At 62.1% G+C, this 26341-nt stretch carries 31 protein-coding genes and 1 tRNA gene; 17 read left to right on the top strand and 15 right to left on the bottom strand.

Annotation, left to right across the window (positions count from 1 at the left end; genetic code table 11):
- The first annotated feature begins 82 nt into the window (after nt 1-82).
- Nucleotides 83-286 (top strand): hypothetical protein, encoded by a 204-nt coding sequence (locus ACIPZH_RS11145; RefSeq protein WP_241805346.1) that lies wholly within the window; start codon nt 83-85, stop codon nt 284-286.
- Nucleotide 287: 1 nt separating this feature from the next.
- Here the strand turns inward: ACIPZH_RS11145 and ACIPZH_RS11140 are convergent, their stop codons facing one another.
- Together ACIPZH_RS11140 and ACIPZH_RS11135 are read right to left on the bottom strand one after the other, a co-directional pair.
- Nucleotides 288-701, bottom strand: a complete 414-nt coding sequence (locus ACIPZH_RS11140; protein ID WP_241805345.1) for a DoxX family protein — start codon at nt 699-701, stop codon at nt 288-290.
- A gap of 176 nt (nt 702-877) precedes the next feature.
- A tRNA-Leu gene (locus tag ACIPZH_RS11135) sits at nt 878-962 on the bottom strand.
- A 299-nt stretch (nt 963-1261) separates the two neighbouring features.
- Between ACIPZH_RS11135 and ACIPZH_RS11130 the strand changes: the two genes are divergently transcribed.
- The 3 genes from ACIPZH_RS11130 to ACIPZH_RS11120 are packed head-to-tail and all read left to right on the top strand — an operon-like array spanning nt 1262 to nt 4237.
- Nucleotides 1262-2422, top strand: a complete 1161-nt coding sequence (locus ACIPZH_RS11130; RefSeq protein WP_400636196.1) for a nitrogen regulation protein NR(II) — start codon at nt 1262-1264, stop codon at nt 2420-2422.
- Between the two features lie 5 nt (nt 2423-2427).
- Nucleotides 2428-3873 (top strand): ATPase domain-containing protein, encoded by a 1446-nt coding sequence (locus ACIPZH_RS11125; protein WP_400636195.1) that lies wholly within the window; start codon nt 2428-2430, stop codon nt 3871-3873.
- A 10-nt stretch (nt 3874-3883) separates the two neighbouring features.
- Nucleotides 3884-4237 (top strand): response regulator, encoded by a 354-nt coding sequence (locus tag ACIPZH_RS11120; protein ID WP_012315048.1) that lies wholly within the window; start codon nt 3884-3886, stop codon nt 4235-4237.
- A 62-nt stretch (nt 4238-4299) separates the two neighbouring features.
- Here ACIPZH_RS11120 and csrA read toward each other — a convergent pair whose 3' ends face one another.
- The 8 genes from csrA to ACIPZH_RS11080 form a co-directional block, all read right to left on the bottom strand.
- Nucleotides 4300-4497 carry a carbon storage regulator CsrA gene (csrA, locus tag ACIPZH_RS11115; protein ID WP_012315047.1) on the bottom strand — a complete coding sequence of 66 codons (198 nt, stop codon included), beginning with the start codon at nt 4495-4497 and terminating at the stop codon, nt 4300-4302.
- A gap of 252 nt (nt 4498-4749) precedes the next feature.
- The gene (locus ACIPZH_RS11110; protein ID WP_241805341.1) at nt 4750-5772 is read right to left on the bottom strand and encodes a DNA topoisomerase IB; all 1023 of its coding nucleotides are present in this window, start codon (nt 5770-5772) and stop codon (nt 4750-4752) included.
- Between the two features lie 57 nt (nt 5773-5829).
- Nucleotides 5830-6921, bottom strand: coding sequence for a molybdenum ABC transporter ATP-binding protein (modC, locus tag ACIPZH_RS11105; protein ID WP_400636194.1), 1092 nt, complete (start codon nt 6919-6921; stop codon nt 5830-5832).
- Nucleotide 6922: 1 nt separating this feature from the next.
- Nucleotides 6923-7603: a molybdate ABC transporter permease subunit gene (modB, locus tag ACIPZH_RS11100; protein ID WP_400636193.1), complete on the bottom strand. Its 681-nt coding sequence runs from the start codon at nt 7601-7603 to the stop codon at nt 6923-6925.
- Nucleotides 7603-8361, bottom strand: coding sequence for a molybdate ABC transporter substrate-binding protein (modA, locus tag ACIPZH_RS11095; protein ID WP_400636192.1), 759 nt, complete (start codon nt 8359-8361; stop codon nt 7603-7605). Before modA ends, modB begins: the two co-directional genes overlap by 1 nt.
- A gap of 137 nt (nt 8362-8498) precedes the next feature.
- Nucleotides 8499-9575 carry a nitronate monooxygenase family protein gene (locus tag ACIPZH_RS11090; protein ID WP_241805337.1) on the bottom strand — a complete coding sequence of 359 codons (1077 nt, stop codon included), beginning with the start codon at nt 9573-9575 and terminating at the stop codon, nt 8499-8501.
- Between the two features lie 31 nt (nt 9576-9606).
- Nucleotides 9607-9777 carry a hypothetical protein gene (locus tag ACIPZH_RS11085; RefSeq protein WP_241805336.1) on the bottom strand — a complete coding sequence of 57 codons (171 nt, stop codon included), beginning with the start codon at nt 9775-9777 and terminating at the stop codon, nt 9607-9609.
- Nucleotides 9778-9784: 7 nt separating this feature from the next.
- Nucleotides 9785-10087: a DUF1883 domain-containing protein gene (locus ACIPZH_RS11080; protein WP_241805335.1), complete on the bottom strand. Its 303-nt coding sequence runs from the start codon at nt 10085-10087 to the stop codon at nt 9785-9787.
- Between the two features lie 160 nt (nt 10088-10247).
- Between ACIPZH_RS11080 and ACIPZH_RS11075 the strand changes: the two genes are divergently transcribed.
- From ACIPZH_RS11075 to ACIPZH_RS11035, 9 genes are all read left to right on the top strand, one after another.
- Nucleotides 10248-10607, top strand: coding sequence for a hypothetical protein (locus ACIPZH_RS11075; protein ID WP_267816941.1), 360 nt, complete (start codon nt 10248-10250; stop codon nt 10605-10607).
- A 145-nt stretch (nt 10608-10752) separates the two neighbouring features.
- Nucleotides 10753-11403, top strand: coding sequence for a c-type cytochrome (locus ACIPZH_RS11070; RefSeq protein ID WP_400626839.1), 651 nt, complete (start codon nt 10753-10755; stop codon nt 11401-11403).
- Nucleotides 11400-12332, top strand: a complete 933-nt coding sequence (locus ACIPZH_RS11065) for a c-type cytochrome (protein WP_400636191.1) — start codon at nt 11400-11402, stop codon at nt 12330-12332. The genes ACIPZH_RS11070 and ACIPZH_RS11065 overlap by 4 nt, the downstream gene beginning before the upstream one ends.
- 99 nt (nt 12333-12431) lie before the next feature.
- The gene (locus tag ACIPZH_RS11060) at nt 12432-13793 is read left to right on the top strand and encodes a UDP-glucose dehydrogenase family protein (RefSeq protein ID WP_400636190.1); all 1362 of its coding nucleotides are present in this window, start codon (nt 12432-12434) and stop codon (nt 13791-13793) included.
- 48 nt (nt 13794-13841) lie between these two features.
- Nucleotides 13842-14681, top strand: coding sequence for a UTP--glucose-1-phosphate uridylyltransferase GalU (gene galU, locus ACIPZH_RS11055; protein WP_012315035.1), 840 nt, complete (start codon nt 13842-13844; stop codon nt 14679-14681).
- Nucleotides 14682-14856: 175 nt separating this feature from the next.
- A complete protein-coding gene (gene gorA, locus ACIPZH_RS11050; protein ID WP_400636189.1) occupies nt 14857-16212 on the top strand; it encodes a glutathione-disulfide reductase in 1356 nt (451 codons plus the stop codon).
- A 265-nt stretch (nt 16213-16477) separates the two neighbouring features.
- Nucleotides 16478-17041 carry an alkyl hydroperoxide reductase subunit C gene (gene ahpC / locus ACIPZH_RS11045; protein WP_012315033.1) on the top strand — a complete coding sequence of 188 codons (564 nt, stop codon included), beginning with the start codon at nt 16478-16480 and terminating at the stop codon, nt 17039-17041.
- 124 nt (nt 17042-17165) lie between these two features.
- Nucleotides 17166-18728 (top strand): alkyl hydroperoxide reductase subunit F, encoded by a 1563-nt coding sequence (gene ahpF / locus ACIPZH_RS11040; RefSeq protein ID WP_400636188.1) that lies wholly within the window; start codon nt 17166-17168, stop codon nt 18726-18728.
- A gap of 57 nt (nt 18729-18785) precedes the next feature.
- On the top strand, nt 18786-18974 hold the full coding sequence (locus ACIPZH_RS11035; RefSeq protein WP_012315031.1) for a hypothetical protein: 189 nt from the start codon (nt 18786-18788) through the stop codon (nt 18972-18974).
- Between the two features lie 5 nt (nt 18975-18979).
- Here ACIPZH_RS11035 and ACIPZH_RS11030 read toward each other — a convergent pair whose 3' ends face one another.
- The 3 genes from ACIPZH_RS11030 to nhaR form a co-directional block, all read right to left on the bottom strand.
- Nucleotides 18980-19627 (bottom strand): YceH family protein, encoded by a 648-nt coding sequence (locus tag ACIPZH_RS11030; RefSeq protein ID WP_400636187.1) that lies wholly within the window; start codon nt 19625-19627, stop codon nt 18980-18982.
- Nucleotides 19628-19752: 125 nt separating this feature from the next.
- Nucleotides 19753-20964, bottom strand: coding sequence for a serine/threonine transporter SstT (gene sstT, locus ACIPZH_RS11025; RefSeq protein ID WP_400636186.1), 1212 nt, complete (start codon nt 20962-20964; stop codon nt 19753-19755).
- A 76-nt stretch (nt 20965-21040) separates the two neighbouring features.
- Complete coding sequence (gene nhaR, locus ACIPZH_RS11020) at nt 21041-21934, bottom strand: transcriptional activator NhaR (RefSeq protein WP_400636185.1); 894 nt, start codon at nt 21932-21934, stop codon at nt 21041-21043.
- A gap of 134 nt (nt 21935-22068) precedes the next feature.
- Between nhaR and ACIPZH_RS11015 the strand changes: the two genes are divergently transcribed.
- Together ACIPZH_RS11015 and ACIPZH_RS11010 are read left to right on the top strand one after the other, a co-directional pair.
- A complete protein-coding gene (locus ACIPZH_RS11015) occupies nt 22069-22308 on the top strand; it encodes a hypothetical protein (RefSeq protein ID WP_241805325.1) in 240 nt (79 codons plus the stop codon).
- A gap of 25 nt (nt 22309-22333) precedes the next feature.
- Nucleotides 22334-23086, top strand: coding sequence for a TerC family protein (locus tag ACIPZH_RS11010; RefSeq protein WP_400636184.1), 753 nt, complete (start codon nt 22334-22336; stop codon nt 23084-23086).
- Nucleotides 23087-23193: 107 nt separating this feature from the next.
- Here ACIPZH_RS11010 and ACIPZH_RS11005 read toward each other — a convergent pair whose 3' ends face one another.
- Nucleotides 23194-24492, bottom strand: a complete 1299-nt coding sequence (locus tag ACIPZH_RS11005) for an MFS transporter (RefSeq protein WP_400636183.1) — start codon at nt 24490-24492, stop codon at nt 23194-23196.
- Between the two features lie 311 nt (nt 24493-24803).
- On the opposite strand from ACIPZH_RS11005, the gene ACIPZH_RS11000 reads away from it, so the two are divergent.
- Both ACIPZH_RS11000 and ACIPZH_RS10995 read left to right on the top strand, forming a co-directional pair.
- The gene (locus ACIPZH_RS11000) at nt 24804-25310 is read left to right on the top strand and encodes a chalcone isomerase family protein (RefSeq protein ID WP_400636262.1); all 507 of its coding nucleotides are present in this window, start codon (nt 24804-24806) and stop codon (nt 25308-25310) included.
- Between the two features lie 2 nt (nt 25311-25312).
- Complete coding sequence (locus ACIPZH_RS10995; protein ID WP_267816910.1) at nt 25313-25849, top strand: DUF3833 domain-containing protein; 537 nt, start codon at nt 25313-25315, stop codon at nt 25847-25849.
- Between the two features lies 1 nt (nt 25850).
- Here ACIPZH_RS10995 and ACIPZH_RS10990 read toward each other — a convergent pair whose 3' ends face one another.
- Entirely contained in the window at nt 25851-26339 is a 489-nt protein-coding gene (locus tag ACIPZH_RS10990; protein WP_400636182.1) for a DUF2878 domain-containing protein, read from the bottom strand.
- Between the last annotated feature and the right edge of the window lie 2 nt (nt 26340-26341).

Below are 26341 nucleotides of genomic sequence, written 5' to 3'. Positions count from 1 at the left end.
TAAGTCAGTATTAACTTCCCCCATCCATTGACCATGGCTGCAGATGCGCCTATACAGGCGTGCCATTTTTCCGGGAGCGACCATGCGCGACGAAGACGACCTGCACGAGCCTGAACACGATCACCTGCTCGACCACGAATTTCTCTACGACAGCTTTGAACCTGAGGCGGATGCGCAGGGTGCCGAGGATGAGGTCGAAGAGGATGATGCGCTGCTGGATGACCTCGATGACCTCGATGATGACGAGCGCGACCATCCAGCCTGGCACGATGACCTGGACGACTGACTCAGCGCCCGTCCAGCGAGAATCGCCCGGGGCCGCTCACCGCCAGCAACAGCAAACCGCCAACGATGCTGAGGTTCTTCAGGAACTGGGTCATGTTGGCGGCACGTTCAGGGTCGACCATATTCCAGAACGGGTGCCCCAACAGCGCGGTGCCCAGTACGAACAGGGCGAACAGCAAGGCTAGCGGACGGGTGTAGAAGCCTAGGATCAGGATGATCGCGACGAAGAATTCCATGATCACGGCGACCGCTGCGGCGACCATGGGCGCGGGGGCTCCCAGCGACGTCATGTAGCCGACCGTGCCCTCGAAGCCGGTCAGCTTCGCCCAGCCGGAAATGACGAAGAGGATCATCAACAGCACACGGGCGACCAGGATGATCACGTCGCGTTGACCAGCAAGCAGGGAGTAGCGCATGGCAGCCTTCCAGTGGATGCAGACAAACTCCACTCTAGCAGCTGCAAGGCGAATTTCCGCCGGGCAGCAAAAAGGCGCCGTATGGCTGATGTCGGTCAGTTGGCGTTGTCAGGGCTGCTATGCAGCACATCGCTTGACTGAAGGGCATTACCGTAAGGGCGCCTTTTCGAGGAATATGGTGCGAGTGGCGGGACTCGAACCCGCAAGGCTCACGCCGACAGATTTTAAGTCTGCTGTGTATACCAATTCCACCACACTCGCACGCTTGAAACCGGCACGCCTCTGAGCAGAAGGCGCTGGTAATCAGGCGCGCTTTATAACCCATTGTTATAGTTGCGTCAACCATAGCGCCTATGATCTAAGAAGTGGGTGGCATTTGCACAGGCGATTGACACCTCGCTGTCATTAGGCCACTGTGCCGTTCCTTACTGGATCCAATAAGTGCAGCGTCTGCGTACTTAGCCAGCCATCATCGTGCTAACGGGTGCATCGTCCGCCCATGCCTGAGGCTACGCTGGCCGCACTCATTACCGCCCAACCGCTGTGCCAGTGGAGTTTGCATGGTTTCAGCCGACTGCATCGCCCCACCTGCAATGACCGCCAACCGCTACGAGCAACTGGTGCAGGCTGTGGTGGACTATGCCATCTACATGCTCGACCCTTCTGGCCACGTGGTGTCGTGGAATGCCGGCGCTGAACGGATCAAGGGCTACCGTGCCGACGAGGTGATAGGCCGGCATTTCTCGCTGTTCTTCACACCCCAAGACCGCGCTGAAGGGCGCCCTGACTATCTGCTCAAGCAAGCCATCGAGCTGGGCGTGGCGCAAGATGAGGGCTGGCGGGTACGCAAGGACGGTACGCAATTCTGGGCGTTGGCCGCCCTCGATGTGATCCGCGATGATCTGGGACAGATCATTGGCCTGGCCAAGGTCACGCGCGATATTACCGACCGGCGCGAATCGGCACTGCAACTGGACGCCATGCGTGCTCAGCTGTTCCAGGCGCAAAAGCTCGAGGCGCTGGGCCAATTGACCGGCGGATTGGCGCACGACTTCAACAACCTGCTCACCATCATCATGAGTTCGGCCAAGCTGGCACTGAACAGTCCGGACCCCGTGCGTGTGCAGCGTATGCTGGAGCACATCCTGGATGCAGGCCAGCGTGGTACCGAGCTGACGCAGCAACTGCTGACGTTCGCCAGGCATCGGCAGATGGATGTCACGGTGGTGGCGCCCGCTACGGTACTGGCTTCCACGCGCAGTTTGCTGGAGCACGCCTTGCCGAGCGATATCGAACTGCAAGAGCACCTGCAACCTGACCTGCCCGTGATCGAGGTAGATGCCGGGCAGTTGCAGATGGTACTGCTCAATTTGCTGTTCAATGCCCGCGATGCCGTCGGTGAGCGCGGCACAATCTGTATTGCGCTTGATGCTGTCGAGCTCACCGGCGAAGTAGACGGGCTGCACGGCACGTTCGTGTGCTTTGAAGTGCGCGACTCCGGTGCTGGCATCGACTCCCAAGTGCTGCCACGCATCTTCGAGCCATTTTTCACCACCAAGCCTTTTGGCAAGGGTACAGGTCTCGGGCTCAGTCAGGCCTACGGCTTTGCCAAGCAAAGCAACGGCGCAATCACTGTGCAAAGTACGGTCGGCAAGGGCACCTGCATGCGCCTTTACCTGCCGGCGTCGGAGCACGCTGCGGCCCCTCAACCCCACAGGTAACTCCCATGGTTCAGGCACTCAAGCGGCTGTTGACGGGGATCGAAGGGCTCGATGCCTTGCTCAAGGGCGGCCTGGTCACAGGCGGCTCCTACATCGTTCAGGGCCCACCTGGCGCGGGCAAGACCATCCTCGCCAACCAGTTGGCATGTGGTCATGTACGCACGGGTGGACGAGTGTTGGTTGCCACCCTGCTCAGCGAGTCCCATGAACGGCTTTTTCAGTATCTGGCGACCATGGGGTTCTTCGACTCGGCGCTGATCGGTGACCAGATCCAGTTCGTCAGTGCCTTCGATACCCTCGAAAAGGAGGGGCTCGATGCGGTGGTCAAATTGCTCCGCCAGGAAATTGCCCGGCAGCAAGCCAGCCTGCTGATCGTCGACGGCCTGCTCAATGCCAGGGTCCGCGCGGAAACCACACTGGATACCAAGAAGTTCGTTTCTGAATTGCAGGGGCATGCCGCTTTTGCCGGCTGTACCGCGCTGCTGCTGACCAGTGCCCGGCTCGATGAAGGCAGCCCCGAGCACACCATGGTCGATGGCGTGATCGAACTGGGGGAACAGTTGCTGGGTAGCCGCGCCGTGCGCCATGTGCAACTGCGCAAGACGCGGGGTAGCGGTGCACTGTCCGGGCGCCATGAATGCCTGATCGACGAGGACGGGATCCATGTTTACCCGCGCCTGGAAGCGCTGTACAGCCACCCCAGCCAGCTGGGTTCGGCCACGCTGAGCCAGGTGACCTCGGGCGTAACCGCGTTGGACGAAATGTTGGGCGGCGGGCTGGCCAGTGGCTCGGTGAGTTTGTTGATGGGCCCCTCCGGTGCAGGCAAGACGTCGCTGGGCCTGGCCTTTCTTGGCGCAGCAACCGCCGAAAGCCCTGCGCTGCATTTCGGCTTCTATGAAACACCTGCCAGGGTACGCCTGAAGGCCGCTTCCTTGGGTTACGACTTCGACGCGCTGGAGCGGCAAGGTGCTTTGCAACTGAGCTGGCAGCCGACGACCGAGGGCTTGCTCGACCAGGTCGGTGCCCGCCTGTTGGAACAAGTCCAGCAGCAGGGTAGCAAGCGTGTGCTGATCGACAGCCTGGGCGCATTCAGCCGCCTGGCAACTGACCCGGCACGGCTCAATGCGTTTTTCCGCGCCCTGACTGGGGAGCTGCGCGCACGCGATGTCAGCGTCATGCTCACCTGGGAGATGCGCGACCTGTTCGGCTCGGAAATCACCGCCCCGGCCCCCGACCTGTCGAGCATCGTCGATAACCTGTTATTGATGCGTTTTGTCGAACTGGATTCGCAACTGCGGCGCATGTTGTCAGTGCTCAAGGTGCGTGACAGCCATCATGACCCTGCGCTGCATGAGTTGCATATCGGCCCACAGGGCATTCACCTGCACAAGGCTTTCGAGGGCGCATCCGGTGTGCTCTCGGGTACGCCCGTGCCCCAAGGCAGCGGGTGAAGGGCGGCGGATGAACACTATTCTGATCGTCGATGACGAATACCTGATCGCCGATATCCTGGGCTTTGCCCTGGAGGACGAAGGCTTTCTGGTAGAAAAGGCGAGCAATGGGCGCAAGGCCCTGGAAGCGTTACAGGAAAAACGCGTGGATCTGGTGATCACCGACTACATGATGCCGGTGCTCAACGGCGAAGAGTTGGTGCTGGCCATCCGCAAAGAGCTGCAGTTGCCCGACCTCCCTGTGATCCTGATGAGTGGCGCGCAGGCCAGCCAAGGACGCCCGGAGCTGTTCGCTGCGGCGTTCGACAAACCGTTCGACGTGGACAAGTTGATCGCCAAAGTGCGCGAGCTGCTTGGCGCCTGAGGCTCGGGCTGCGGTAGGTACGCAATCGATCAAGCGCGTCCGTGCGGCTTGAAGTGTCGCAGTCAGTGTTGATCGTCGTGCTTTTCCGGCGCCGGGCTACCGGCCTGGATACGCTTGAAGATTTCTTCACGGTGCACCTGGACATCTTTTGGTGCATCAATGCCAATCCTCACCTGCATCCCCTTGACGCCCAGAATGGTGACTTTGATGTCATCGTTGATGACGATGCTTTCGCCAACCTTACGGGTGAGTATCAGCATGTAGTTCTCCTTGGTGGTATCGAAATCCACCCGGCAAGTGCCGCAGTGGTGGGAGCCTGTCCCTCTTCCTTCTCATTAAAGACGCTTTCGGCGGATATTAATTCCCCGTAAAGCAAATTCTGTTGTGTGTCTTTAGTTGCAGGTGCCGTGGTGAAACGCGGGTAAGCGTCCGGCGAAGGTGCTCGGTGGCAAGGATAGGGCGCTTCGGCCTTAATGGGAAATTTCTCTGCATGATTACAGGTATAGGCTCGTTCAATTGGCTTGTGCTTGCTCCAGTGCCTGCAGAAACAACAGCAATGCCACTTCTTCGGGATCAAGGCCCTTGCGGACGCGGCGGCCAGGAAGCTCTGCCAGGCGTCCCAACGCGTAATGCTCCAGCACGGCAGGGTGGATATAGCAGCGCCTGCATACGGCCGGGGTGTTGCCCAGGCGCGCGGCCACCTGCTTGACGATGCTCGCAACCTGGCGCTTGGCCTCGCTCTCCGGCTCCCAGGCCAGCGGCCTGAGCAGGCTCAGCGCCAGGCTGCTCCCTGCCCAGGTGCGGTAATCCTTGGCAGTGAAATCGGCACCGGTCAGTTGCTGCAGGAACTGGTTGATCTCACTGGACCCAATGCTGTGCCGCTGGCCTTCTTCGTCCAAGTACTGGAACAGCGCTTGGCCCGGCAGCTCCATGCAACGTTTGAGCAGGTTGGCCAGGCGTCGGTCGCGCAGGGTGACATTGTGTTCCACGCCGCGCTTGCCGCGGAACTGGAAGCGGATGGTGCTGCCCTCGACCTTCACATGGCGGTTGCGCAGCGTGGTCAGGCCGTAGGATTTGTTGTCGCGTAAATAGCGCTGGTTGCCAATGCGGATCAGTGTGTGGTCCAGCAGGCTGACCACCAGTGCCATTACCTTCTCCCGGTCCAGCCCCGGGCGCGCCAGGTGGGTCTCCAGCTGTGCCCGAAGCTTGGGCAATGCCTGGGCGAAGGCCAGCATGCGTCCATATTTGTGTTGATCGCGCAGCTCGCGCCACTGTGCGTGGTAGCGGTATTGCTTGCGGCCACGCGCATCGCGCCCTGTGGCTTGCAGGTGGCCTTGCGGGTCGGCGCAAATCCACACGTCGGTGTAGGCTGGCGGGATCACCAGGGCGGCGATGCGCGCCAGGGTTTCGCTGTCGCGCACCCGTTGGCCTTGGGCATCGAGGTAGATGAAACGGTCGCGCCAGCGGCGCCGGCTCAGGCCGGGCTGGCTATCGTCAACGTAATGCAGGCTGGCGGGTAGGGTGCAGTCAAGCATGGGCGGCAGGCCTCGATCAGGTCACTGATCAATGGACAGCGGCCGCGCGAGTGATGCTCAGCCCAATAGCGCTACCGACTTTATTTGCGCGATCAACGCCTGCCCCGGATGCAGGCCGAGCTGGTCCGCCGAGAAGCGGGTGATGCGCGCCAGCAGGGCATTGTCGCCGGCATCCAGGCTGACCAGCACATGCGCCGGGTTGTCTGCCGGGTGCACGTCACGCACCCGCACGGCCAGCCGGTTGAGGATGCTGGAGGCGCCATCTGGCGATAGCGTCAGGCTGACGTCGCGGGCCTGAATCTTGACCCGCAAGGTGCTGCCCGTTTCGTGCGCCGGGTGGGCAATGCGTAGCACCGGCGCTTGACTGCCAGGCAGGCGCAGGTCGAGCAAGCCGTAATGGGCGTCGTGGTCAACCACCACGCCCTCTAATACCGCGCCGGCATCGTCGCCTTGGGCCAGCGACAGGTCCAGGCGCGCGAGCGTTTGCCCAATCGGGCCGCTGGCCGTTGCCCTGCCTTGCTCCAGCAGCACCAGGTGGTCGGCCAGCCGCGCCACTTCGTCCTGGGCATGGCTGACGTAGATCACGGGAACGTCCAGTTCATCGTGCAGGCGCTCCAGGTAGGGCAGGATCTCGCGCTTGCGCGGCCCGTCCAGTGCGGCCAGGGGCTCATCCATCAATAACAGGCGCGGGCTGCTGAGCAGTGCCCGGGCGATACCCACACGCTGAGCCTCGCCGCCCGACAGGGTTGCCGGCCTGCGCTCGAGCAGGTGGCCGATGCCCAGCAGTTGGCAGGCCTGGTCGAGGTTGACCTTGCGCTCGTCTGGTGCAATTCGCCGCCAGCCGAACGCCAGGTTGCCACGCACCGACAAATGCGGGAACAGGCTGGCCTCCTGAAACACGTAGCCGACCGGCCGCAGGTGGGGCGCCTGGAAGTAGTTGCGCGCACTGTCTTCCCAGACTTCACCATTGACCTCTATATAGGCGCTCGCGGCCCTTTCCAGGCCGGCCAGGCAGCGCAGGCACGAGGTTTTGCCCGAGCCGGAATGGCCGAACAGGGCGCTGATGCCGCGCCCTGGCAGTTGCAGGTCGACATCCAAGGTGAAGTCGTCACGCGCAAGCTTGATGCGCGCCACAATCGATCCGCTCATTTCAGCTCCAGCCAGGCTTGCCTCGGCGCCCTGCGTACAGCAGGAGCAGCACCAAGAACGAGAACACCAGCATGGCACCGGCCAGCCAGTGGGCTTGCGTGTATTCCATGGCCTCGACGTGATCGAAGATCTGCACCGAGACCACGCGGGTCTTGTCAGGGATGTTGCCGCCAATCATCAGCACCACACCAAACTCGCCTACGGTGTGGGCAAAACCAAGGATGCTGGCGGTGATGAAACCAGGCCGTGCCAGCGGCAGCACCACCTGTACGAAGGTGTCCCACGGGCTGGCGCGCAAGGTCGCGGCGACTTCCAGCGGGCGCTGGCCGATGGCAGCGAAGGCGTTCTGCAGCGGTTGCACCACGAACGGCAGGGAGTACACCGTCGAGCCGATCACCAGGCCAGTGAAACTGAACACCACGCTGCCCAGGCCCAGCGCCTCGGTGGCCTGGCCTATCCAGCCATGCGGGCCGAGGGCGATCAGCAGGTAAAACCCGATCACCGTCGGCGGCAGCACCAGCGGCAGCGCAACCACCGCGCCCACCGGCCCGCGCAGCCAAGAGCGCGTACGCGCCAGCCACCAGGCGATGGGCGTGCCGATCAGCAGCAAGATCAGGGTGGTCAGGCTGGCCAGCTTGACGGTCAGCCAGATGGCACCCAGGTCACTGGCGTCCAGTGGCATCAGCGTTCATAACCATAAGACTTGATGATCGCAGTGGCTTTGGGGCCTTTGAGGTATTCAACCAGTGCCTTGGCCGCCGGGTTGTCCTTGCCCTTGTTGAGGATGACGGCGTCCTGGCGGATAGGGTCGTGCAGTTCGGACGGTACGACCCAGGCCGAACCACGGGTGACTTTGCCGTCCTTGTAGATCTGCGACAGGGCGACGAAACCCAGCTCGGCATTGCCGGTGGAGACGAACTGGAAGGCCTGGGTGATATTCTGGCCTTCGACGATCTTGCCCTGGGTGGCTTGAGCCAAGCCAAGCTTGGCCAGTACTTGTGTGGCGGCCAGGCCGTAGGGCGCCGCTTTCGGGTTGGCGATGGACAGGTGCTTGTACTGGTTTTTCTTCAGTGCCTCACCTTGGGCGTCAACGTAGCCGTCCTTGGCCGACCACAGGGCCAACGTACCAATGGCGTAGGTGAAGCGCGAGCCGGGGACGATGTCCTTTTCCTGCTCCAGCTTGGCCGGGGTGCTGTCATCGGCGGCGAGGAACACCTCGAACGGCGCGCCGTTCTTGATCTGTGCGTAGAACTGCCCGGTGGCGCCGTAGGCAGCGATCAGCTTGTGGCCGGTGTCTTTCTCGAAGTCCTTGGCGATGGCCTGGATCGGCGCGGTGAAGTTTGCAGCGACCGCAACCTGCACCTCGTCGGCCCAGGCGCTGTTGACGGATAGGATGCAGGCGAGGGCAGTGGCGGCCAGGAGGGGCAAGCGTGTACGCATGAAAACAGCTCCTTGGGAGTGCAGGTTATCGTTATAGCGGTAACTATATAGCGATAGCCCTGAAGCCGGAAGGTGCTGCCTGGCTTGATAGCTGAAATTGGCGCAATCCCTTCAGGGGCTGCACCCCAGGTCAGTGGCTAACGGCCAATCAGCGTCAACGCCCTCTCTGCAATTTCCCGGGTCAGCTGTTCAGCCGGCATCGCTTTGCCCAGCCGCAACGCTTGCCCTGCCCACAAGTTGCTGAAGTCGCTGTTGCCTTGTGGATCGGTGATTGCCCGCAACGGCATCAGCGCGCCGCCAGCCAGGGGGAAGCGTGGCGCCAGTTCACTCATCGGCCCCAGTTCGCGCATGACGCGGTTGTTGATGCCGCGTGCCGGGCGCCCGGTGAACAGGTTGGTCAGGGCCGTGTCGCTGGCCGAAGCACTGTCCAGCGCGCGCCGGTGGGCCGCAGACACCTTGGCCTGCGGGCAGAACAGGTAGGCCGTGCCGATTTGCACGGCGCTGGCCCCCAGAGCCAGCGCGGCAACCAGGCCACGAGGGTCAGCGATGCCGCCAGCGGCGATCACCGGCACCCCGACTGCATCGGCAACCTGCGGCACCAGGGCGAAGGTGCCGATCTGGCTGTTGATGTCTTCACTGAGGAACATGCCGCGATGGCCACCGGCTTCACTGCCCATGGCAATGATCGCGTCGCAACCCTTGGCCTCCAACCACAGCGCTTCTTCCACCGTAGTGGCGCTGGACAGCACCTTGGCTCCGGTTGCTTTCACACGCTGCAGCAGCGCAGCGTCGGGCAGGCCGAAGTGGAAGCTCACCACCTCCGGGCGCAGTTGTTCGACCCACTGGCAGCTGTGCTCGTCAAAGGGGGCGCGGTTGGACACCGGGGTGGGAGCCTCGAAGTCGGCGCCCAGTTCGGTGTAGTACGGCTTGAGTGCCAGCTTCCAGCGCTTGTCGCGGTCGACGTCAGGGGCTGGCGGCTGGTGGCAGAAGAAATTCAGGTTCAGCGGGGCGCTCGGGCAAGCGCTGCGAAAGGCTGCGATCTCGTCGCGCACCTGCTCGCCGGTAAGCATGGCGCAGGGCAGGGCGCCCAGGCCCCCGGCGTTGGCCACGGCGATGGCCAGGGCCGAGCCGCTGGCGCCGGCCATGGGCGCCTGGAGAATGGGCAACTCGATGCCCAGCAGATCGAGAATACGACGGTCGGGCCAGTTGCTCATGCAGTTCTCCCAGCGGTTTTCCCAGCGGTTTTTACAGGGCCTTGCTGACGTGGATCTCGCTGATCTTGTCGGCGTCGTCGCCGTGGATCTTGCGCAGGGCTTCCAGTGCCTGCTCGTGCGAGGCATCGGACATGACGGCGAAGTCCCAGCGGCGTTCGCCGTCGAGCTTGTATTTGATGACGTACTTGATGTTCTGGTTCATGGCGGTCTTATCTGAGTTTGGACGACGAACGACGGATGATCTTGATCTTGTGGGACAAGGTTGGCTTGCGCGTTACCGAGATCGGGCGCGTGGTCACGGTGTCGATGGTGATGTTCCAGAAACCGGTGCTAGGTACCGTGATCTTGGCCGGGAACCGCTCGAAGTGGCCGCCGTGGTAGGTGTGTCGGCCGCCGTTTTTGAAGCTGCGGAAGTTGGCGTCGTTCATCAGGCGGATGTTGCAGCGTTGAGAGCACTCGATGACGACGATGTCGTCCTCGTTCAGATGCTCGCGCTGGTGTACGAATTTCATGGGGTGCTCCGCAAAGTCGGGTTCAGCAAACGCGAACGATACCACGATGTCGGGATTGGCTGGCGCGCCGGATGGCGTGGGGCTAGATAAATCTGCCAAAGCACGGAGCAAAAGTGCCTGGCCGTGGTCTGATGCATTCCTGATAGCTGAGGTATGCCAAATGAAGTGGATGGTGGCGGCGTTGTCCCTGACGCTGGGTGGTTGTGTCAGCGTTTCCGAGCTGGAGCAGTCGCACGAAACGATGGATGTGATCTCTGGCAAGACGCCCCGCGAGTATGCCGACTGTGTCAAGAAGGAGCTGGCGAACACCCGTGATCCGTTGGTCGAAGAGCAGCGCGGCGATGGCCTGCGCTTGATCGTGCCGCAAAAGCTGACGGCCGGCGCCGGGCCAGCGGCACTGGTGGATATCGATGAACGTGGCAGCGGCAGCAGCATCAAGCTGCATGAACGCTTGAACAACTTCCCACTGCGTTTGGGCGATGTGCGCACTGCGGCGACCAAGTGCATCTCTGGCGGTTGATCTGGCTCAAGTAAAACGCGGTTAACAAGGCCAATTGCCATGTGCTGGTCGTGTTGCCGTTGTTGGCAGTTCCCAGGCGGGGCTAGTATCCATTTGCTTATGTGTTTTAAGCCTAAGCTTATAACAAAAGAAATGGAGATTCGTGATGACCCCGTTGAGTCGAGTCCTGATCGGCAGCCTGCTGATCGTGGCCTGGCCCATGGCGCACGCCGCCGATGGCCAGAAGATCTTCACCCAGGGTGGCGCCAACCCCGCCGCCATGGCTTGCCTGGGCTGCCATGGCCCTGACGGCAAGGGCATAGCCGCCGCTGGCTTCCCACGCCTGGCCGGCCTGCCGGCAGGTTACCTGAGCAAACAGTTGCATGACTGGCGTGCCGGCAGCCGCAAACAAGCGGTGATGGAGCCGCTGGCCAAGGCCTTGACCGAGGATGAGATCACGGCCGTCAGCAGCTACCTGGCCAGCCTGCCAGGCGAGCAGGCCCCAGGTGTGCGCCGCCAGCAGATCGCTAACGACCCCACCACCCGCCTGGCGCTTTACGGTGACTGGAGCCGTAACATTCCCGGTTGCGTGCAATGCCATGGCCCTGGTGGCAGTGGTGTGGGCGAGCACTTTCCGCCCCTGGCAGGTCAGCCTGCCAGCTACCTGGCGGCGCAACTCAACGGCTGGCGCGATGGCAGCCGCAGCAACGACCCCAATCAGCTGATGGTCGGCGTGGCCAAGGCCCTGAGCGACCAAGAGGTCCAGGCAATCGCAGCATTCTTTGCCACCCCTGCCAGCCAGGAGGTCAAGCCATGAAAGCCGTGAAAGCCAAGAAAGCACTGATGCCAGCGTTGCTGCTGTCGGCCATGGGGCATGCTGTTGCGGCGCCCATCGCCATGGAAGACCAGTCGCAGTTGAACGTTACTGCTGCCAAGGGCTCAGCGCAGTTTGCGCCTCCCGCTGAGCGTGAACTGCCCGACAACGCTTTCGGCAACATGGTGCGCGAGGGCCATGCGCTGTTCGTCGACACCCGCCGACTGATGCCTGAGGCGGTGGGTAACGGCATGAACTGCAGCAACTGCCACCTGGACCAAGGCCGCTTGGCGCACTCCGCGCCGATGTGGGGTGCGTACCCTATGTATCCGGCATATCGCAAGAAAAATGACAAGGTCAACACCTTCGCCGAGCGTATCCAGGGCTGCTTCCAGTTCAGCATGAACGGCAAGCCACCGGCCGCCGACAGCCCGCAGATGACCGCGCTGTCGGTCTATGCCTACTGGTTGGCCACCAAAGCCCCTACAGGGGTGGAGATCGCCGGGCGCGGGTACCCTGAAGTACCGCAACCCAAAGGTGGCTATGACTTCAAGCGCGGTCAGCAGGTCTACCGCGAGCAGTGCGCCATCTGCCACGGGGACAACGGCGAAGGGCAGAAGGTGGCCGACGAATACGTGATGCCGCCGTTGTGGGGCAAGGATTCCTACAACTGGGGCGCCGGCATGCACCGGATCAATACGGCGGCTTCCTTCATCAAGCGCAACATGCCGCTGGGCCGGCCAGGCAGCCTGAGTGATCAGCAGGCGTGGGATGTGGCAGCCTGGGTCAACCGCCACGAACGGCCGCAGGACCCTCGGCTGGTGGAGGGCTCTGTCGAGAAGACCCGGCTGAAGTTCCATGCCAACGACGGCGTCAACCTGTATGGGCAGAAGGTCGACGGGGTGCTGATCGGGCAGGGCACCGGTAGCTGACGCGCTCACCGTTGGCGCACTGTTCTGTCATCGCGCCGTCACCGCTTTGCAACCCCTGGGCGGTAGCAATGTCCGCTATCTCACTCAAGGAGCGCGGCCATGGACCTCTGTGTGATCGGGGCAGGGTATGTAGGGTTGGTGACGGCAGCCTGTTTCGCCGGGATGGGCAACCGGGTGGTGTGCCTGGAGCGTGACCCGCACCGCCTGGCACAGCTGCGGCAGGGCCAGTGTCCGATCCATGAGCCGGGGTTGCAGGCACTGCTGCAAGCGGGCATGGAGCAAGGGCTGCTGAGCTTCAGCGACCAGTGGCAGCCGTCGCTGGCCAAGGCGCAGGTGGTGTTCATCGCCGTGGGTACGCCCAGCCTGGAAGACGGCTCGGCCGACCTGCAGCACGTCCTGGCCGTGGCCGACAGCCTTGGCCGCCATTTGCCGCGCAGTTGCCTGGTGGTCAACAAGTCGACCGTGCCGGTCGGCACCGCAGAGCGCGTGGCCCGGCAGGTGATGCAGGGCCTGCGCGAGCGCAGCGCCGGCTTTACCGTCGAGGTGGCGAGCAATCCGGAGTTTCTCAAGGAAGGCAGCGCCATCGACGATTTCATGCGCCCGGACCGCATCATCATAGGCACGGACAACGAGGCCGCACGGCAGTGCTTGCAACGCCTCTACGCGCCCTTTGTGCGCAACCGCGAACGTATCCTGGTGATGTCCCCGCGTGCGGCCGAGTTCAGCAAGTACGCCGCCAACGCCTTCCTGGCCACCAAGATATCGTTCATCAACGAACTGGCCGGGCTGTGCGCCCACCTGGGCGTGGACATCGAGCAGGTGCGCCACGGCATTGGCAGCGACCGGCGCATCGGCAGCCATTTCATCTACGCCGGCTGTGGCTATGGGGGATCGTGCTTCCCGAAGGACATCCGTGCGTTGCTGCGCACAGCCGAGCAGCAAGGTTATCAGCCTGCCATCCTGCGGGCAGTACAGGCCCGCAACGATCAGCAAAAAAACCTGTTGTTCACCGCCCTGCAACAGCATTTCGGTGGTGTGCTGCGCGGCCGTACCGTGGCGGTATGGGGGCTGGCCTTCAAACCGGGCACCGATGACCTGCGCGAGGCGCCCAGCCTGGTGCTGCTCGATGCGTTGCTGGCCGCAGGCACACGCGTGCAGGCCTGCGATCCGGTGGCGCTGGCCGGGGTTGCCGAGCGCTATGCGCAGGCGCTGGCCAGTGGTCAACTGAAGCTGACCGAGGACCCTTACGCCTGCGTGGAAGGTGCCGATGCACTGGCCCTGGTGACTGAATGGAAGCAGTTCCGCCAACCGGATTTCAGCCGTGTGCGTGGGCTGATGCGCATGCCGGTAATATTTGATGGCCGTAATATTTACGATCCCTTGGAACTATCTACACTGGGTTATCTCTATCATGGCATCGGTCGGCCCCAGGCGGGGCATTGTAAGGTGACTGCCGCCTGATTAGACTGCGCCGAATTCCACAGGCTCCGCCTTTGTTTAAGGACGTTTATGATCAAGAAATGCTTGTTCCCGGCAGCCGGTTACGGCACTCGCTTCCTGCCTGCTACCAAAGCCATGCCCAAGGAAATGCTGCCAGTGGTCAACAAGCCACTGATCCAGTATGGCGTTGAAGAGGCCCTGGACGCTGGCCTGAACGAGATTTCCATTGTCACAGGCCGCGGTAAGCGCGCCCTGGAAGACCACTTCGACATCAGCTACGAGCTGGAAAACCAGATCAAGGGCACCGACAAGGAAAAATACCTGGTCGGCATCCGTCGCCTGCTCAACGAGTGCTCGTTCTCCTACACCCGCCAGACCGAAATGAAAGGCCTGGGCCATGCCATCCTCACCGGCCAGCCGCTGATCGGTGACGAACCGTTTGCCGTGGTGCTGGCCGATGACCTGTGCGTCAACCCGGAAGGTGACGGCGTACTGACCCAGATGGTGAAGCTGTATAACCAGTTCCGCTGCTCGATCATCGCCATCCAGGAAGTCGATCCGCAGGAAACCAACAAGTACGGCGTGATTGCCGGCGACATGATCCGCGACGACATCTTCCGTGTGACCAACATGGTCGAGAAGCCTGCCCCGGAAGACGCTCCGTCGAACCTGGCGATCATCGGCCGCTACATCCTGACCCCGGATATCTTCGATATCATCCGCAACACCCCACCGGGCAAAGGCGGCGAGATCCAGATCACTGACGCACTGATGCAGCAGGCGCAGAACGGCTGCGTGATCGCCTACAAGTTCAAGGGCCAGCGTTTCGACTGCGGCGGCGCCGAAGGTTACATCGACGCGACCAACTTCTGCTTCGAGAACTACTACAAGACCGGCAAGGCTTACTGATAAGCCACCGCGGGTCTACGAGCCACCCTTCGGGGTAATGCACTACAGTCAAGCGATTTGGAGCCGCACAGCGGCCCTGAAAATGCTGACTGCCGTGCATTACCCGGCTGGGTGGCTTTTTTGTTTGTGGCGGCCAACGGCGGTATGCTGAGCGCCAGCCAAGGAGACTGAATACATGGCCTACGATTTTGATCTGTTCGTGATTGGTGCCGGGTCCGGTGGTGTGCGCGCGGCGCGCTTCGCAGCGGGCTTTGGCGCAAAAGTGGCGGTAGCCGAAAGCCGCTACCTGGGTGGCACCTGCGTGAACGTTGGTTGTGTGCCCAAGAAGCTGCTGGTGTATGGCGCCCACGTCGCGGATGAACTGGAGCAGGCTGCCGGCTACGGCTGGACCTTGGAGGAGGGGCACTTCGACTGGGGTACCCTCATCGCCAACAAAAACCGCGAAATCGAACGCCTCAACGGCATCTATCGCAACCTGCTGGTCAACAGCGGCGTGACGCTGCTGCAAGGCCATGCGCGCATCACCGGCGCCAACGAAGTGGAAGTGCAAGGCCAGCGCTACAGCGCCGGGCACATCCTTATCGCGACGGGTGGCTGGCCCCAGGTACCGGACATTCCGGGCAAGGAACTGGCCATCACCTCCAACGAGGCGTTCTACCTCAAAGCGCTGCCACGCCGGGTGCTGGTGGTGGGCGGCGGCTACATTGCGGTCGAGTTCGCCGGCATTTTCCAAGGGCTGGGCGCTGCCACCACGTTGCTCTATCGCGGCGACATGTTCCTGCGCGGTTTCGACGGTTCGGTGCGTACCCATTTGAAGGAAGAGCTGGAAAAACGCGGCATGGACTTACAGTTCAATGCCGATATCCAGCGCATCGAGCAGCTTGAAGACGGCAGCCTCAAGGCCACCCTCAAGGATGGCCGTGAACTGGTCACCGATTGCGTGTTCTACGCCACCGGCCGACGGCCGATGCTTGACAATCTGGGCCTGGAAAACACCGGTGTGGAGCTGGACGGCCGCGGTTACATCCGTGTGGACGAGCAGTACCAGACCACCGCTCCGACGATCCTGGCCATTGGCGATGTGATTGGCCGCGTGCAGCTCACCCCGGTCGCCCTGGCCGAGGGCATGGCCGTGGCACGGCGCCTGTTCAAACCCGAGCAATACCGCCCGGTGGATTACCAGAACATCCCCACCGCAGTGTTCAGCCAGCCGCCGATCGGTACCGTGGGCCTGACTGAAGAGCAGGCACTGGAAGCCGGGCACAAGGTGCAGGTCTTCGAAAGCCGCTTCCGCGCCATGAAACTGACCCTCACCGACATCCAGGAAAAGACCCTGATGAAACTGGTGGTGGACGCCGAAACCGACAAGGTGCTGGGCTGCCACATGGTCGGCCCTGAGGCTGGCGAGATCATCCAGGGCTTGGGTGTTGCCCTGAAGGCTGGCGCTACCAAGCAGCAGTTCGACGAGACCATTGGCGTGCACCCGACGGCGGCGGAAGAGTTCGTCACCATGCGCACCGTTACGCGCTGAACCTCACTCCCCCTGAAACCCGCAAGCCGGCTTCCCAGGTACGGCCCAGCCCTGAAGCCGGCGCCTACCAAGGGAAGCCGGCTTGCCGGCGAGGGGCCGCACAAGCGTGCGCAATCCTTTGCTCAGCCCAATCCCTTCTATTAATAAACCTCGCTTATAGCCAAAACCAATCGCAAGCATGAGGTTTGCCAATGAGCCTTCATGGCGACCAGCGGTTAGGATTCTCTCCATCAACTGATTCCAACCCCATGAAGGAGCGTCTCTCATGCCAATCATCAACAGCCAGGTCAAACCGTTCAACGCCACCGCCTTCCACAACGGCGAATTCGTTCAGGTCAGCGAAGCCGACCTGAAGGGCAAGTGGTCTGTCGTGTTCTTCTACCCGGCCGATTTCACCTTCGTCTGCCCGACCGAGCTGGGTGACCTTGCTGACAACTACGCCGAGTTCCAGAAGCTGGGCGTGGAAATCTACGGCGTGTCCACCGACACCCACTTCACCCACAAAGCCTGGCACGACACTTCCGACACCATCAGCAAGATCAAGTACCCGCTGATCGGTGACCCGACCCACGTCATTTCGCGCAACTTCGACGTGCTGATCGAAGAAGCCGGCATGGCCGATCGCGGTACCTTCGTGATCAACCCGGAAGGCCAGATCAAGATCGTCGAAATCAACGACGGTGGCGTAGGCCGCGACGCCAGCGAGCTGCTGCGCAAGGTCAAGGCTGCCCAGTACATCGCCGCTCACCCAGGCGAAGTCTGCCCAGCCAAGTGGAAAGAAGGCGAAGCTACCCTCGCGCCATCCCTGGACCTGGTCGGCAAGATCTAAGACCGTGCGCCAGTCGTGGGCGGTGAGCAGCCGCCAAAGCTGAAGTACTCACTGCCCCGCCAAACGCCCGGGCGCTATTGCCTGGGCGTTTTTGTATCCGAAGATTGAAAAAGGAATCGCCCGTATGTTGGACGCCACGCTTAAATCGCAACTGAAAACCTACCTGGAGCGGGTCACCCAGCCGATCGAGATCGTTGCATCCCTCGACGACGGCGCGAAGTCCCGCGAACTGCACGACCTGCTGGTGGAAATTGCCAGTCTGTCGAACCTCATTACCTTGAGTGCGGACGGTACCGATGCCCGTCGCCCGTCGTTCTCGCTCAACCGCCCGGGTGCCGACATCAGCCTGCGTTTTGCCGGCATCCCCATGGGCCACGAATTCACCTCCCTGGTGCTGGCGCTGCTGCAAGTCGGCGGCCACCCCTCCAAGGCCAGTGCCGAAGTGATCGAGCAGATCCAGGCCTTGGAAGGCGAGTTCACCTTCGAGACCTACTTCTCGCTGTCGTGCCAGAACTGCCCCGACGTGGTCCAGGCGCTGAACCTGATGGCGGTGCTCAACCCCAACGTACGCCACGTGGCCATTGACGGCGCGCTGTTCCAGGACGAAGTCGAGTCGCGCAAGATCATGGCCGTGCCCAGCATCTACCTGAACGGTGAAGTGTTCGGCCAGGGCCGCATGGGCCTGGAAGAGATCCTCGGCAAGATCGATACCAATGCCGGCGCCCGCCAGGCCGAGAAGATCAACGCCAAGGACGCTTTTGACGTGCTGGTGGTCGGTGGTGGCCCCGCCGGCGCTGCCGCCGCCATCTACGCAGCACGCAAGGGTATCCGTACCGGTGTCGCTGCCGAGCGTTTCGGCGGCCAGGTGCTCGATACCATGGCCATCGAGAACTTCATTTCCGTGCAGGAAACCGAGGGGCCGAAACTGGCGACTGCACTGGAAGAGCACGTCAAGCAGTACGATGTCGACATCATGAACCTTCAGCGCGGTGAAGCATTCATTCCTGCCACCGACGGTGGCCTGCACGAAGTGCGCCTTGCCGGCGGCGCCTCGCTCAAAGCCAAGACCGTGATCCTCGCCACGGGCGCCCGCTGGCGCGAAATGAACGTGCCGGGTGAGCAGCAGTACCGCGCCCGTGGCGTGGCTTACTGCCCGCACTGTGACGGCCCGCTGTTCAAGGGCAAGCGTGTGGCGGTGATCGGCGGCGGCAACTCCGGCGTGGAAGCAGCGATCGACCTGGCAGGTATCGTCGCCCAGGTGACGTTGATCGAGTTCGACAGCCAGCTGCGTGCCGACGCCGTGCTGCAGCGTAAGCTGCACAGCCTGCCGAACGTCAAGGTGATCACCAGCGCGCTGACCACTGAAATGCTGGGCAATGGCGAGAAGGTGACCGGCCTGCGCTACAAGGACCGCACCACCGACGAGCTGCATGACCTGGCGCTGGAAGGTATCTTCGTGCAGATCGGCCTGTTGCCCAACACCGACTGGCTCAAGGGAACGGTCGAGCTGTCGCCGCGTGGCGAGATCATTGTCGATGCCAAAGGTGCTACCAGCATCCCGGGCGTCTTCGCAGCCGGGGACGTGACCACCGTGCCGTACAAGCAGATCGTCATTGCAGTGGGCGAGGGTGCCAAGGCCTCGCTGGCGGCCTTCGATCACCTGATCCGCACCTCGGCGCCGGCGTAACGCTGACAACCGGGGGGTGTCTATGCTTAGTGCCGACACCCTCCGGAATTGTTAGCCATGACCCTGATCAGCCGTGAACCCTGGTGGCTAGTGCCACCCCAGCCCGGGCAGCAGGAGCAGGACCTGCACTGGGGTTACCTGGAGATCTACGCAGACGGCCGTACCGTGTTCGTCGACCAGCGCCCCAGTGACCGGGAAATGGCCGAGCGCAAAAGCTGCCGCAACTTCCCCGAACCGGAACACTGAGTGGCTTAGCCTTCAAGCTCGGCCAGGCGCGCCTCCAGCGCGGCAATTCGTGCCTCCAGGGCTTCGATCCTTTCTTCCGACACATTGCCGCCACTGTTGCGCACCCCGCCTTCCTGCTGGCGAGCCGCAAGAATCGCCTCGATTTCGGCCGGATTCCCCAGCGCATGGGTATAGCGGTCTTCGCGCTGCCCGGCCTGGCGTGGCAGGTGCAGCGCCAAACCACGCGAGATCAGGCGCTCGAGCTGGTGCTGGATCTGCTCGGTGTCGTCGAAGTCGTGCAGGCGGTTGCTGCGCGTCAGCAGCTCGTTGAGCGTTTGCGGCCCACGCAGAAACATCAGGCCCATCAGTATCAACTGGGCCGGTACCAGCTCCAGTGCCTTGTCCACCCGCTGCTCCCAACGGTCTGCGCGGCTACCCATCTGCAGTCGGGTCATGCCTTGGCCTTCCAGGGCACGCAGCGCCAAGCCGACCTGGCCCTGGGTCAGGTTCATCACCGGCTCACGGCTGGTCTTCTGGTTGCAGGCCAGCACCAGGGCATTGAGGGTCAGTGGGTAACTTTCAGGGCTGGTGGCCTGTTTTTCGATCAGCGCGCCGAGAATGCGGATCTCGATACTGCTGAAGCGGCCTTCGTCTGCGGTTTGATGTTCTGACATGGCCAACTCTCATTGCGAGGAAAAGGCCACTAGCGTAGGTAAAGCGCTTGGCTTAAGCAATCACTTGGGGGCTGCTATGGGAGCCTGCGTGGCAGCGAAAGGGCCGCCATGCGGCCCCACGTGTCTCAGGCGCTGCGGCGCTCTTGCGCCTGGCAGGCCGCCGCAGTGAACAGCACATCGGTCGAAGAATTCAGTGCAGTCTCGGCCGAGTCCTGCAGCACGCCAATGATGAAGCCCACAGCCACCACCTGCATGGCAATCTCGCTGGGAATGCCGAACAGGCTGCATGCCAGCGGGATCAGCAGCAACGAACCGCCGGCCACGCCAGACGCACCACAGGCGCAGACCGCCGCCACCATGCTCAGCAGCACGGCGGTAGGCAGGTCGACCGGGATGCCCAGCGTGTGCACCGCTGCCAGGGTCAGCACGGTGATCGTGATGGCCGCGCCCGCCATGTTGATGGTCGCACCCAGCGGGATGGATACCGAATAGGTGTCTTCATGCAGCCCCAGGCGCTCGGATAGTGCCATGTTGACCGGAATGTTCGCCGCTGAGCTGCGGGTGAAGAACGCCGTGATCCCACTCTCGCGCAGGCACAGCAGCGTCAATGGGTAAGGGTTGCGGCGGATCTTCCAGAACACGATCAGCGGGTTCATCACCAGTGCCACGAACAGCATGCAGCCAATCAGCACCGCCAGGAGGTGCAGGTAGCCAAGCAGGGCGTCGAGGCCAGACTGAGCGAGTGTCGAGCTGACCAGGCCGAAGATGCCCAGTGGGGCGAAGCGGATGACCACACGCACGATCAGGGTTACGCCGTTGGACAGGTCCTCGACTACGGTTCGGGTGGTTGTCCCGGCATGGCGCAGGGCCACGCCCAAACCAATGGCCCAGGTCAGCACACCAATGAAATTGGCGTTGAGCAGGGCATTGATCGGGTTGTCGACGGCGCTCAATACCAGGTTTTGCAGCACTTCACCAATGCCGCCAGGCGCGCTCAGGGTGACATCGCCGTTGCTTAGCGCAAGCTGCGAAGGGAACAGCATGCTGGCAACAACGGCCACCACTGACGCGGAGAAAGTGCCTAGCACGTACAGCCAGAGAATCGGGCGGATGTGGGTTTCCTGGCCATGGCGATGGTTGGCGATCGAGGCCATCACCAGAATGAACACAAGCACCGGTGCGACTGCTTTCAGGGCGCCGACGAACACCTTGCCGAGAAAGCCCAGGTCGAGGGCGATGGCTGGCGCAAGCAAGGCCAGGACAATACCGGCGATAAGGCCGATGACGATCTGGGTCACCAGGCTGGTGCGGTTGAGGAGGTTGAGGAAGGGGGACATGTGCTGCGCTATCTCGGTATCTTGAAAGGGCGTGACTTTACCATAGACCTTGGTAGGGTCGTCCCGGCCTCTTTGCTCACCAGTGGAATAGCTCCCGGCGCGCCCCCTCGGTAATGGCCACGATGCCGGGGTGCTTGACCTTGCGCTCGACTGAAATAGCGTAGAACGACTCGTGCACCGCTTCGGTCTGCCCGATCAGTTCCACCCCGTACTGGCGGCACACTTCCTCGGCAATCACACTGGGAGCCACGAAGATACCGCTGCCGGACTGGCCGAACGCCTGCATCAAGGCGCTGTCGTCGAATTCGCCGATTATCCGCGGCTGCACCTGCTGCTCGCCAAGCCAGCGCAGCAGCCGGCTGCGCACCACTGTCTCCTGGCCCGGGATCAGCAAGGGTGCATCGTGCAGGCAGCCAGGAAAGACGCCAGCGTGGCGTTGGGCCAACGCTTTTGTAGCGAAGAAGCTCAAGCCGCACTCCCCAAGCTTCTGGCTGTAACCCTTGATATCCAGGTGGCTGGGCATCGGGCTGTCAGAGATCACCAGGTCCAGGCGCTGGATCGCCAGGTCGGCCAGCAAACGTTCGAGTTTGTCCTCACGACAGTTGATGCGCAACACGTCGTCCAGCTCCATGGTGGGCGCGAGCAGGCGATAGACGATGGACTTGGGCACCACGTCAGCCACCCCCACACGGAACAGGATCTGCTCCTGCGGGCCCGCTCGCAACATCGCCTCCAGCTCACTGCCGATCTGGAACATCTGTTCGGCGTAGACCAAGGTCTGGCGACCGGTTTCGGTCAGTTCCAGCTGCCGCCCAACCCGCTGGAACAGTTCAAGGCCATAGGTTTGCTCGAACAGGCTGATCTGACCGCTGATGGTCTGCGGGGTCAGGTTCAGTTGCTCACTGGCGCGGGCGATGCTGCCGGTCTTGGCCACGGCCCAGAAATAGTGAAGCTGTCGATAGTTGAGCATCACTGGATTCCCGATTCGTTAAAACCGAAGTATACCCGGTGAAAATACGAATTTTCCTGATGTATCGTCATCTTTAGAATTCGATGCCATCAGGCGTATTGCGCGCCGCCGGTATATCGACAAGCGAGGACCCCATGCTGCAATTCAAATCCATTGGCACACCCTTGGTGCTAGCCTTGGCGCTGATGAGCCTGGCAGGCTGCGACCAAGCCGAGAAATCTGCCCAGCAGATGCTCGACCAGGCCGCCAAGTCGGCCAAGCAGGCCATCGATGACACCAACGAAGCGGCGCAGCAGGCGCTGAGCGACGCTATCGGCACCGAAGGGCAGCAGCCCAAGGCCGCTGACCAGCAAGACAAAACCCAGGACATCTGACCCAGAAACGTTGCAGGACTGAAAAATGGAATATTTGCTGGAACTCGCTGCAAGCCCCACCGCCTGGGTAGCACTTGCCACGCTGGTGGCGATGGAAGTGGTACTGGGCATCGATAACCTGATCTTCATCTCGATCCTGACCAACAAGTTGCCGGTCGAATACCGCTCCAAGGCACGCCGGATCGGTATCAGCATGGCCTTGGTCATGCGCTTGGCGCTGCTCAGCACGGTGGCGTGGATCGTTCAGTTGACCGACCCGGTGTTCGAAGTGTTCGGTAATGCCTTCTCCTGGAAGGACGTGATCCTGATTGCCGGTGGCCTGTTCCTGCTGTGGAAAGCGACCAAGGAAATCCATGAGAACGTCGACCCGCACGGCGCCAAGGAAGAAGCCAAGGTGTCCTCCACAGTCACCCTGGGCTTCGCTGCCGCGATCTTCCAGATCCTGTTGCTGGACATCGTGTTCTCGGTTGACAGCATCATCACCGCTGTGGGCATGACCGAGCACCTGCCGATCATGATCATTGCCGTGGTCACTGCCGTGATCGTGATGATGGTGGCCGCTGACCCGTTGGCGAACTTCATCAACGACAACCCGACCGTAGTCATGCTGGCCTTGGGCTTCCTGATCATGATCGGCATGACCTTGATCGCTGAAGGTTTCGGTGCCCATGTGCCCAAAGGGTATGTGTATGCGGCAATGGCCTTCTCGACGGCGATCGAAGTGCTCAACATCCTGGCCCGCCGCGCACGCATGAAGCGTGAAGCGACCGAAGGCTGATTCAAGGCAGGGGGCGCGAGGCGCCCCATTCGCCGGCAGCCCGGCCCCCAGTCGCCTGACTGACGGGTCTGTGCCGGCAGGCCCTGCCAGAAGAACGCAACTGCCCCTTACGCCGCTTCCACCTTGCGCGGTGCCATGAAGTACAACCACACCAGTGCAATGAAGTACATCGCCGGGATCATGGTGAACAGCACGGCGTAGTTGTTATTGGTGACCGTCAGCACCGTGCCGACGATCTGCGTCATGAACATGCCGCCGATGGCCGCACACATGCTGCCAAAGCCGAACACCGTGCTTATCAGGTGCTTGGGCGTGTAATCCATCAGCAGGCTCCATATGTTCGCCGTCCAGGCCTGGTGCGCGCCGACCGCCACGGCAATGGCGAGCACCGCTACCCACAGGCCACTGGCGTTGGCGGCGAAGGTCACGCTGATCATGGTGCAGGCGAAGATCAGCATCGATATCAGGCGGGCCCGTATGGCGCGTACGCCACGGCCTATGAGCCAGGACGAAAGGATGCCGCCGCCAATGCTGCCGAAGTCGGCCGTTAGCCAGATCAGGATCAGCGGGATGCCCATCTGGGTCACGCTGATGCCCAGGTTGTACTGCTGGTTGAGAAAAGGTGGCAGCCAGTACAGGTAGAACCAGAACACCGGTGCGGTGATCGCGAACGCCACGGCAAAGGCCCAGGTACCGCGCATGCGCATGATACGGCTGAAGGGCACACGTACCGCCTCAGGCTCGGCCTCGCGCTGAATGTACTCCAGCTCGCTCTGGCGCACATTGGGGTGCTCTTCGGGGTTGAAGTATTTCAAGCCCCAGAACACCACCCAGACCAGCCCCAGGCAGCCCATGGCGATAAAGGCCGCCTGCCAGCCCCAGGCAGCCAGGATCACTGGCAGCAGCGCGGGGGTGACCATCGCGCCAACGTTGGTGCCGGCGTTGAACAGCCCGGTGGCGATGGCTCTTTCACCTGCGGGGAACCACAGCCGGGTGGTCTTCACACAGGCCGGGTAGTTGGCGGCCTCGGTCAGGCCGAGGATGAAGCGGCAGACCATGAAGCCAGCGGCCGATGTGGCCAAGCCATGGGCGCCGGTGGCCAGGCTCCAGAGCAGTACCGCCATGAAGAATGCGCGTTTTACGCCGATTTTGTCGATCAGCCGGCCCTGCAGCAAAAAGCCGATGGCGTAACCCACCTGGAACCAGAAGTTGATGTTGGCGTAGTCCATCGCCGTCCAGCTCATGTCCTTGGCCAGCATGGGCTGCATGATGCCGAGGGCGGCGCGGTCGATGTAGTTCAGTGTGGTGGCGAAGAACACCAGGGCAAGCATGCCCCAGCGCGTCTTGCCGACAGCGAAGGCGTCGCGAATCTTGCTGCCCATGGAAGCAGGGGGAATAGGAGGCATGGCCGATGTACCTGTTTCTTGAAATTGTAATGAGTTGCTGGATGCTTCTAGCTCGCGGGTTTGGCTCAAGGCAGGACGCATTCGCAAGGCCGGGGCATGGTGAGCAGTGAAACAAGGACCGTCAATGCCAGAGAATGCTCTAGCGTTCGATAACCGAACAGTCGCCGTCTGTCATTATTTTGCGTGGAAAAACCGATATCTCTGCATAAAGTTGTACATGAAAATATACTTGTACAATATTTAGGTATCACGGTCTTCAGAGTATGGCCATGCGCAGCTCTATCTCAGCCCTGAATCTGTTCGTGCTTACCATGGCGCTTACCGTCTTGCCACCCGCCCTGGCGGACTGGCGGCCAGCGGTGCCCGACGCACGCAGCGTGGGCAGCGGTGAGTTCACCTGGTTTGGCCTGCGTGTCTATACCGCCCGTTTGTGGAGCGCCGGCTCGCCGCAGGGCTGGAGTGAGCCGTTTGCCCTGGAACTTCTTTACCACCGGGGGCTGTCACGCGAGACGCTGGTGCAGGCCAGTCTCGATGAAATGCAGCGCTTGAGCGACCGTCCCCTGGCCGAGGCCACGCTTGAGCGTTGGGCGCAAGCGATGAATGGGGCGTTCGTCGATGTGCGCCCGGGCACGCGCATCACCGGGGTGTACCTGCCGGGGCAGGGCTGCCGGTTCTATGTCAATGGCCAACTGCGTCGCGAAATCGCCGACCCAGTATTTGCCCGGGCATTTTTTGGTATCTGGCTGGACCCGCGTGCCCGTGACCCCCAATTGCGCCAGCGCCTGCTCGGCCTGGCCGGTAATGAACCAGGAGATTGAACATGCGAAGAATCTTGCTACTGGTCGGCTGCCTGCTGCTGGCCAGCTGCGGCAATGTCGAAGTCGACCATTACGCCCGTGAAAAACCCGCGCTGGATCTGGTCACATTCTTTTCCGTGCCGGTGCAGGCTTGGGGCATCTTCCAGAATCGCTCGGGGGAGGTGGTCAAACGCTTCGATGTGCGCATCGACAGCCGCCGCGAAGGGGACCGGCTGATTCTTGACGAGCACTTCGTGTACAGCGACGGTACGCGTCAGCAACGCACCTGGACCCTGACCCCGGACGGCCCCGGGCGCTGGCGCGGGCGTGCGGGCGATGTGATCGGCGAAGCCCGCGGTGAGGTTGCGGGCAATGCACTGCACTGGCGCTACCGCCTGGACCTGCCGGTCGACGGCCGGCATTGGGAAATGGACATCGATGACTGGATGTACCTGATGGATGAGGACACCCTGATCAACCGCTCGAGCATGCGCAAGCTGGGTGTGGAGGTTGGGCAGATCACCTTGTTCTTCCGCCGCCTGCCAACGGCTGTGCCGTGACTCAGGTGGCTCTTGCCAGGCGTAGCATCAACGGAAATGCCACCGCCCAGACCCCTGCCAGCAGCAGGGCGGTGGGCATGGGCCCCATCGGCAGTTCCACACCGGCTATCCGCGCCCCGGCCAGGTAGGCCAACGGCCCACCGCACAGTCCCAGCAGCGCCCCAAGCCAGAGCGGGTGGGTAGCCCAGGCCAGGCTGTGGCGTAAACCGCTGGCCAATACCAGCCACATCAGGGCCAGCCAGCCGGGCAGGGGCCACTGGGCAAACGCGAATACCCCCAGCGCCCCCAAGATGCTGTCCAGCAGGCAACCTGCAAACCCTACCGCCAGCAGCGCACGCGCTTCTGCCCGACGCTCATGGCAATAACCCAAGTGCAGCGCCAGGCCCAACGGTACCAGCGCAAGCAACCAGGGCGTGTGGGCGCCGAGTACACACACCCACCAGCCAGCCTGCAACCCTACGGCGTTGGCGATAAGCCAGGTACGGGACATGT

This window comes from Pseudomonas sp. NPDC089758 (assembly GCF_044748705.1).
GTDB classification, from domain to species: Bacteria; Pseudomonadota; Gammaproteobacteria; order Pseudomonadales; family Pseudomonadaceae; genus Aquipseudomonas; species Aquipseudomonas putida_X.
The sequence above is the reverse complement of the archived record's forward strand: the minus strand, read 5'-3'. Positions and strand labels throughout refer to the sequence as shown.

Bases quoted from the DNA above. Each gene is read 5' to 3' on its own strand.
- ACIPZH_RS11145 (WP_241805346.1), top strand. From the start codon at position 83: ATGCGCGACGAAGACGACCTGCACGAGCCTGAACACGATCACCTGCTC.
- ACIPZH_RS11140 (WP_241805345.1), bottom strand. From the start codon at position 701: ATGCGCTACTCCCTGCTTGCTGGTCAACGCGACGTGATCATCCTGGTC.
- ACIPZH_RS11130 (WP_400636196.1), top strand. From the start codon at position 1,262: ATGGTTTCAGCCGACTGCATCGCCCCACCTGCAATGACCGCCAACCGC.
- ACIPZH_RS11125 (WP_400636195.1), top strand. From the start codon at position 2,428: ATGGTTCAGGCACTCAAGCGGCTGTTGACGGGGATCGAAGGGCTCGAT.
- ACIPZH_RS11120 (WP_012315048.1), top strand. From the start codon at position 3,884: ATGAACACTATTCTGATCGTCGATGACGAATACCTGATCGCCGATATC.
- csrA (WP_012315047.1), bottom strand. From the start codon at position 4,497: ATGCTGATACTCACCCGTAAGGTTGGCGAAAGCATCGTCATCAACGAT.
- ACIPZH_RS11110 (WP_241805341.1), bottom strand. From the start codon at position 5,772: ATGCTTGACTGCACCCTACCCGCCAGCCTGCATTACGTTGACGATAGC.
- modC (WP_400636194.1), bottom strand. From the start codon at position 6,921: ATGAGCGGATCGATTGTGGCGCGCATCAAGCTTGCGCGTGACGACTTC.
- modB (WP_400636193.1), bottom strand. From the start codon at position 7,603: ATGCCACTGGACGCCAGTGACCTGGGTGCCATCTGGCTGACCGTCAAG.
- modA (WP_400636192.1), bottom strand. From the start codon at position 8,361: ATGCGTACACGCTTGCCCCTCCTGGCCGCCACTGCCCTCGCCTGCATC.
- ACIPZH_RS11090 (WP_241805337.1), bottom strand. From the start codon at position 9,575: ATGAGCAACTGGCCCGACCGTCGTATTCTCGATCTGCTGGGCATCGAG.
- ACIPZH_RS11085 (WP_241805336.1), bottom strand. From the start codon at position 9,777: ATGAACCAGAACATCAAGTACGTCATCAAATACAAGCTCGACGGCGAA.
- ACIPZH_RS11080 (WP_241805335.1), bottom strand. From the start codon at position 10,087: ATGAAATTCGTACACCAGCGCGAGCATCTGAACGAGGACGACATCGTC.
- ACIPZH_RS11075 (WP_267816941.1), top strand. From the start codon at position 10,248: ATGAAGTGGATGGTGGCGGCGTTGTCCCTGACGCTGGGTGGTTGTGTC.
- ACIPZH_RS11070 (WP_400626839.1), top strand. From the start codon at position 10,753: ATGACCCCGTTGAGTCGAGTCCTGATCGGCAGCCTGCTGATCGTGGCC.
- ACIPZH_RS11065 (WP_400636191.1), top strand. From the start codon at position 11,400: ATGAAAGCCGTGAAAGCCAAGAAAGCACTGATGCCAGCGTTGCTGCTG.
- ACIPZH_RS11060 (WP_400636190.1), top strand. From the start codon at position 12,432: ATGGACCTCTGTGTGATCGGGGCAGGGTATGTAGGGTTGGTGACGGCA.
- galU (WP_012315035.1), top strand. From the start codon at position 13,842: ATGATCAAGAAATGCTTGTTCCCGGCAGCCGGTTACGGCACTCGCTTC.
- gorA (WP_400636189.1), top strand. From the start codon at position 14,857: ATGGCCTACGATTTTGATCTGTTCGTGATTGGTGCCGGGTCCGGTGGT.
- ahpC (WP_012315033.1), top strand. From the start codon at position 16,478: ATGCCAATCATCAACAGCCAGGTCAAACCGTTCAACGCCACCGCCTTC.
- ahpF (WP_400636188.1), top strand. From the start codon at position 17,166: ATGTTGGACGCCACGCTTAAATCGCAACTGAAAACCTACCTGGAGCGG.
- ACIPZH_RS11035 (WP_012315031.1), top strand. From the start codon at position 18,786: ATGACCCTGATCAGCCGTGAACCCTGGTGGCTAGTGCCACCCCAGCCC.
- ACIPZH_RS11030 (WP_400636187.1), bottom strand. From the start codon at position 19,627: ATGTCAGAACATCAAACCGCAGACGAAGGCCGCTTCAGCAGTATCGAG.
- sstT (WP_400636186.1), bottom strand. From the start codon at position 20,964: ATGTCCCCCTTCCTCAACCTCCTCAACCGCACCAGCCTGGTGACCCAG.
- nhaR (WP_400636185.1), bottom strand. From the start codon at position 21,934: ATGCTCAACTATCGACAGCTTCACTATTTCTGGGCCGTGGCCAAGACC.
- ACIPZH_RS11015 (WP_241805325.1), top strand. From the start codon at position 22,069: ATGCTGCAATTCAAATCCATTGGCACACCCTTGGTGCTAGCCTTGGCG.
- ACIPZH_RS11010 (WP_400636184.1), top strand. From the start codon at position 22,334: ATGGAATATTTGCTGGAACTCGCTGCAAGCCCCACCGCCTGGGTAGCA.
- ACIPZH_RS11005 (WP_400636183.1), bottom strand. From the start codon at position 24,492: ATGCCTCCTATTCCCCCTGCTTCCATGGGCAGCAAGATTCGCGACGCC.
- ACIPZH_RS11000 (WP_400636262.1), top strand. From the start codon at position 24,804: ATGGCGCTTACCGTCTTGCCACCCGCCCTGGCGGACTGGCGGCCAGCG.
- ACIPZH_RS10995 (WP_267816910.1), top strand. From the start codon at position 25,313: ATGCGAAGAATCTTGCTACTGGTCGGCTGCCTGCTGCTGGCCAGCTGC.
- ACIPZH_RS10990 (WP_400636182.1), bottom strand. From the start codon at position 26,339: ATGTCCCGTACCTGGCTTATCGCCAACGCCGTAGGGTTGCAGGCTGGC.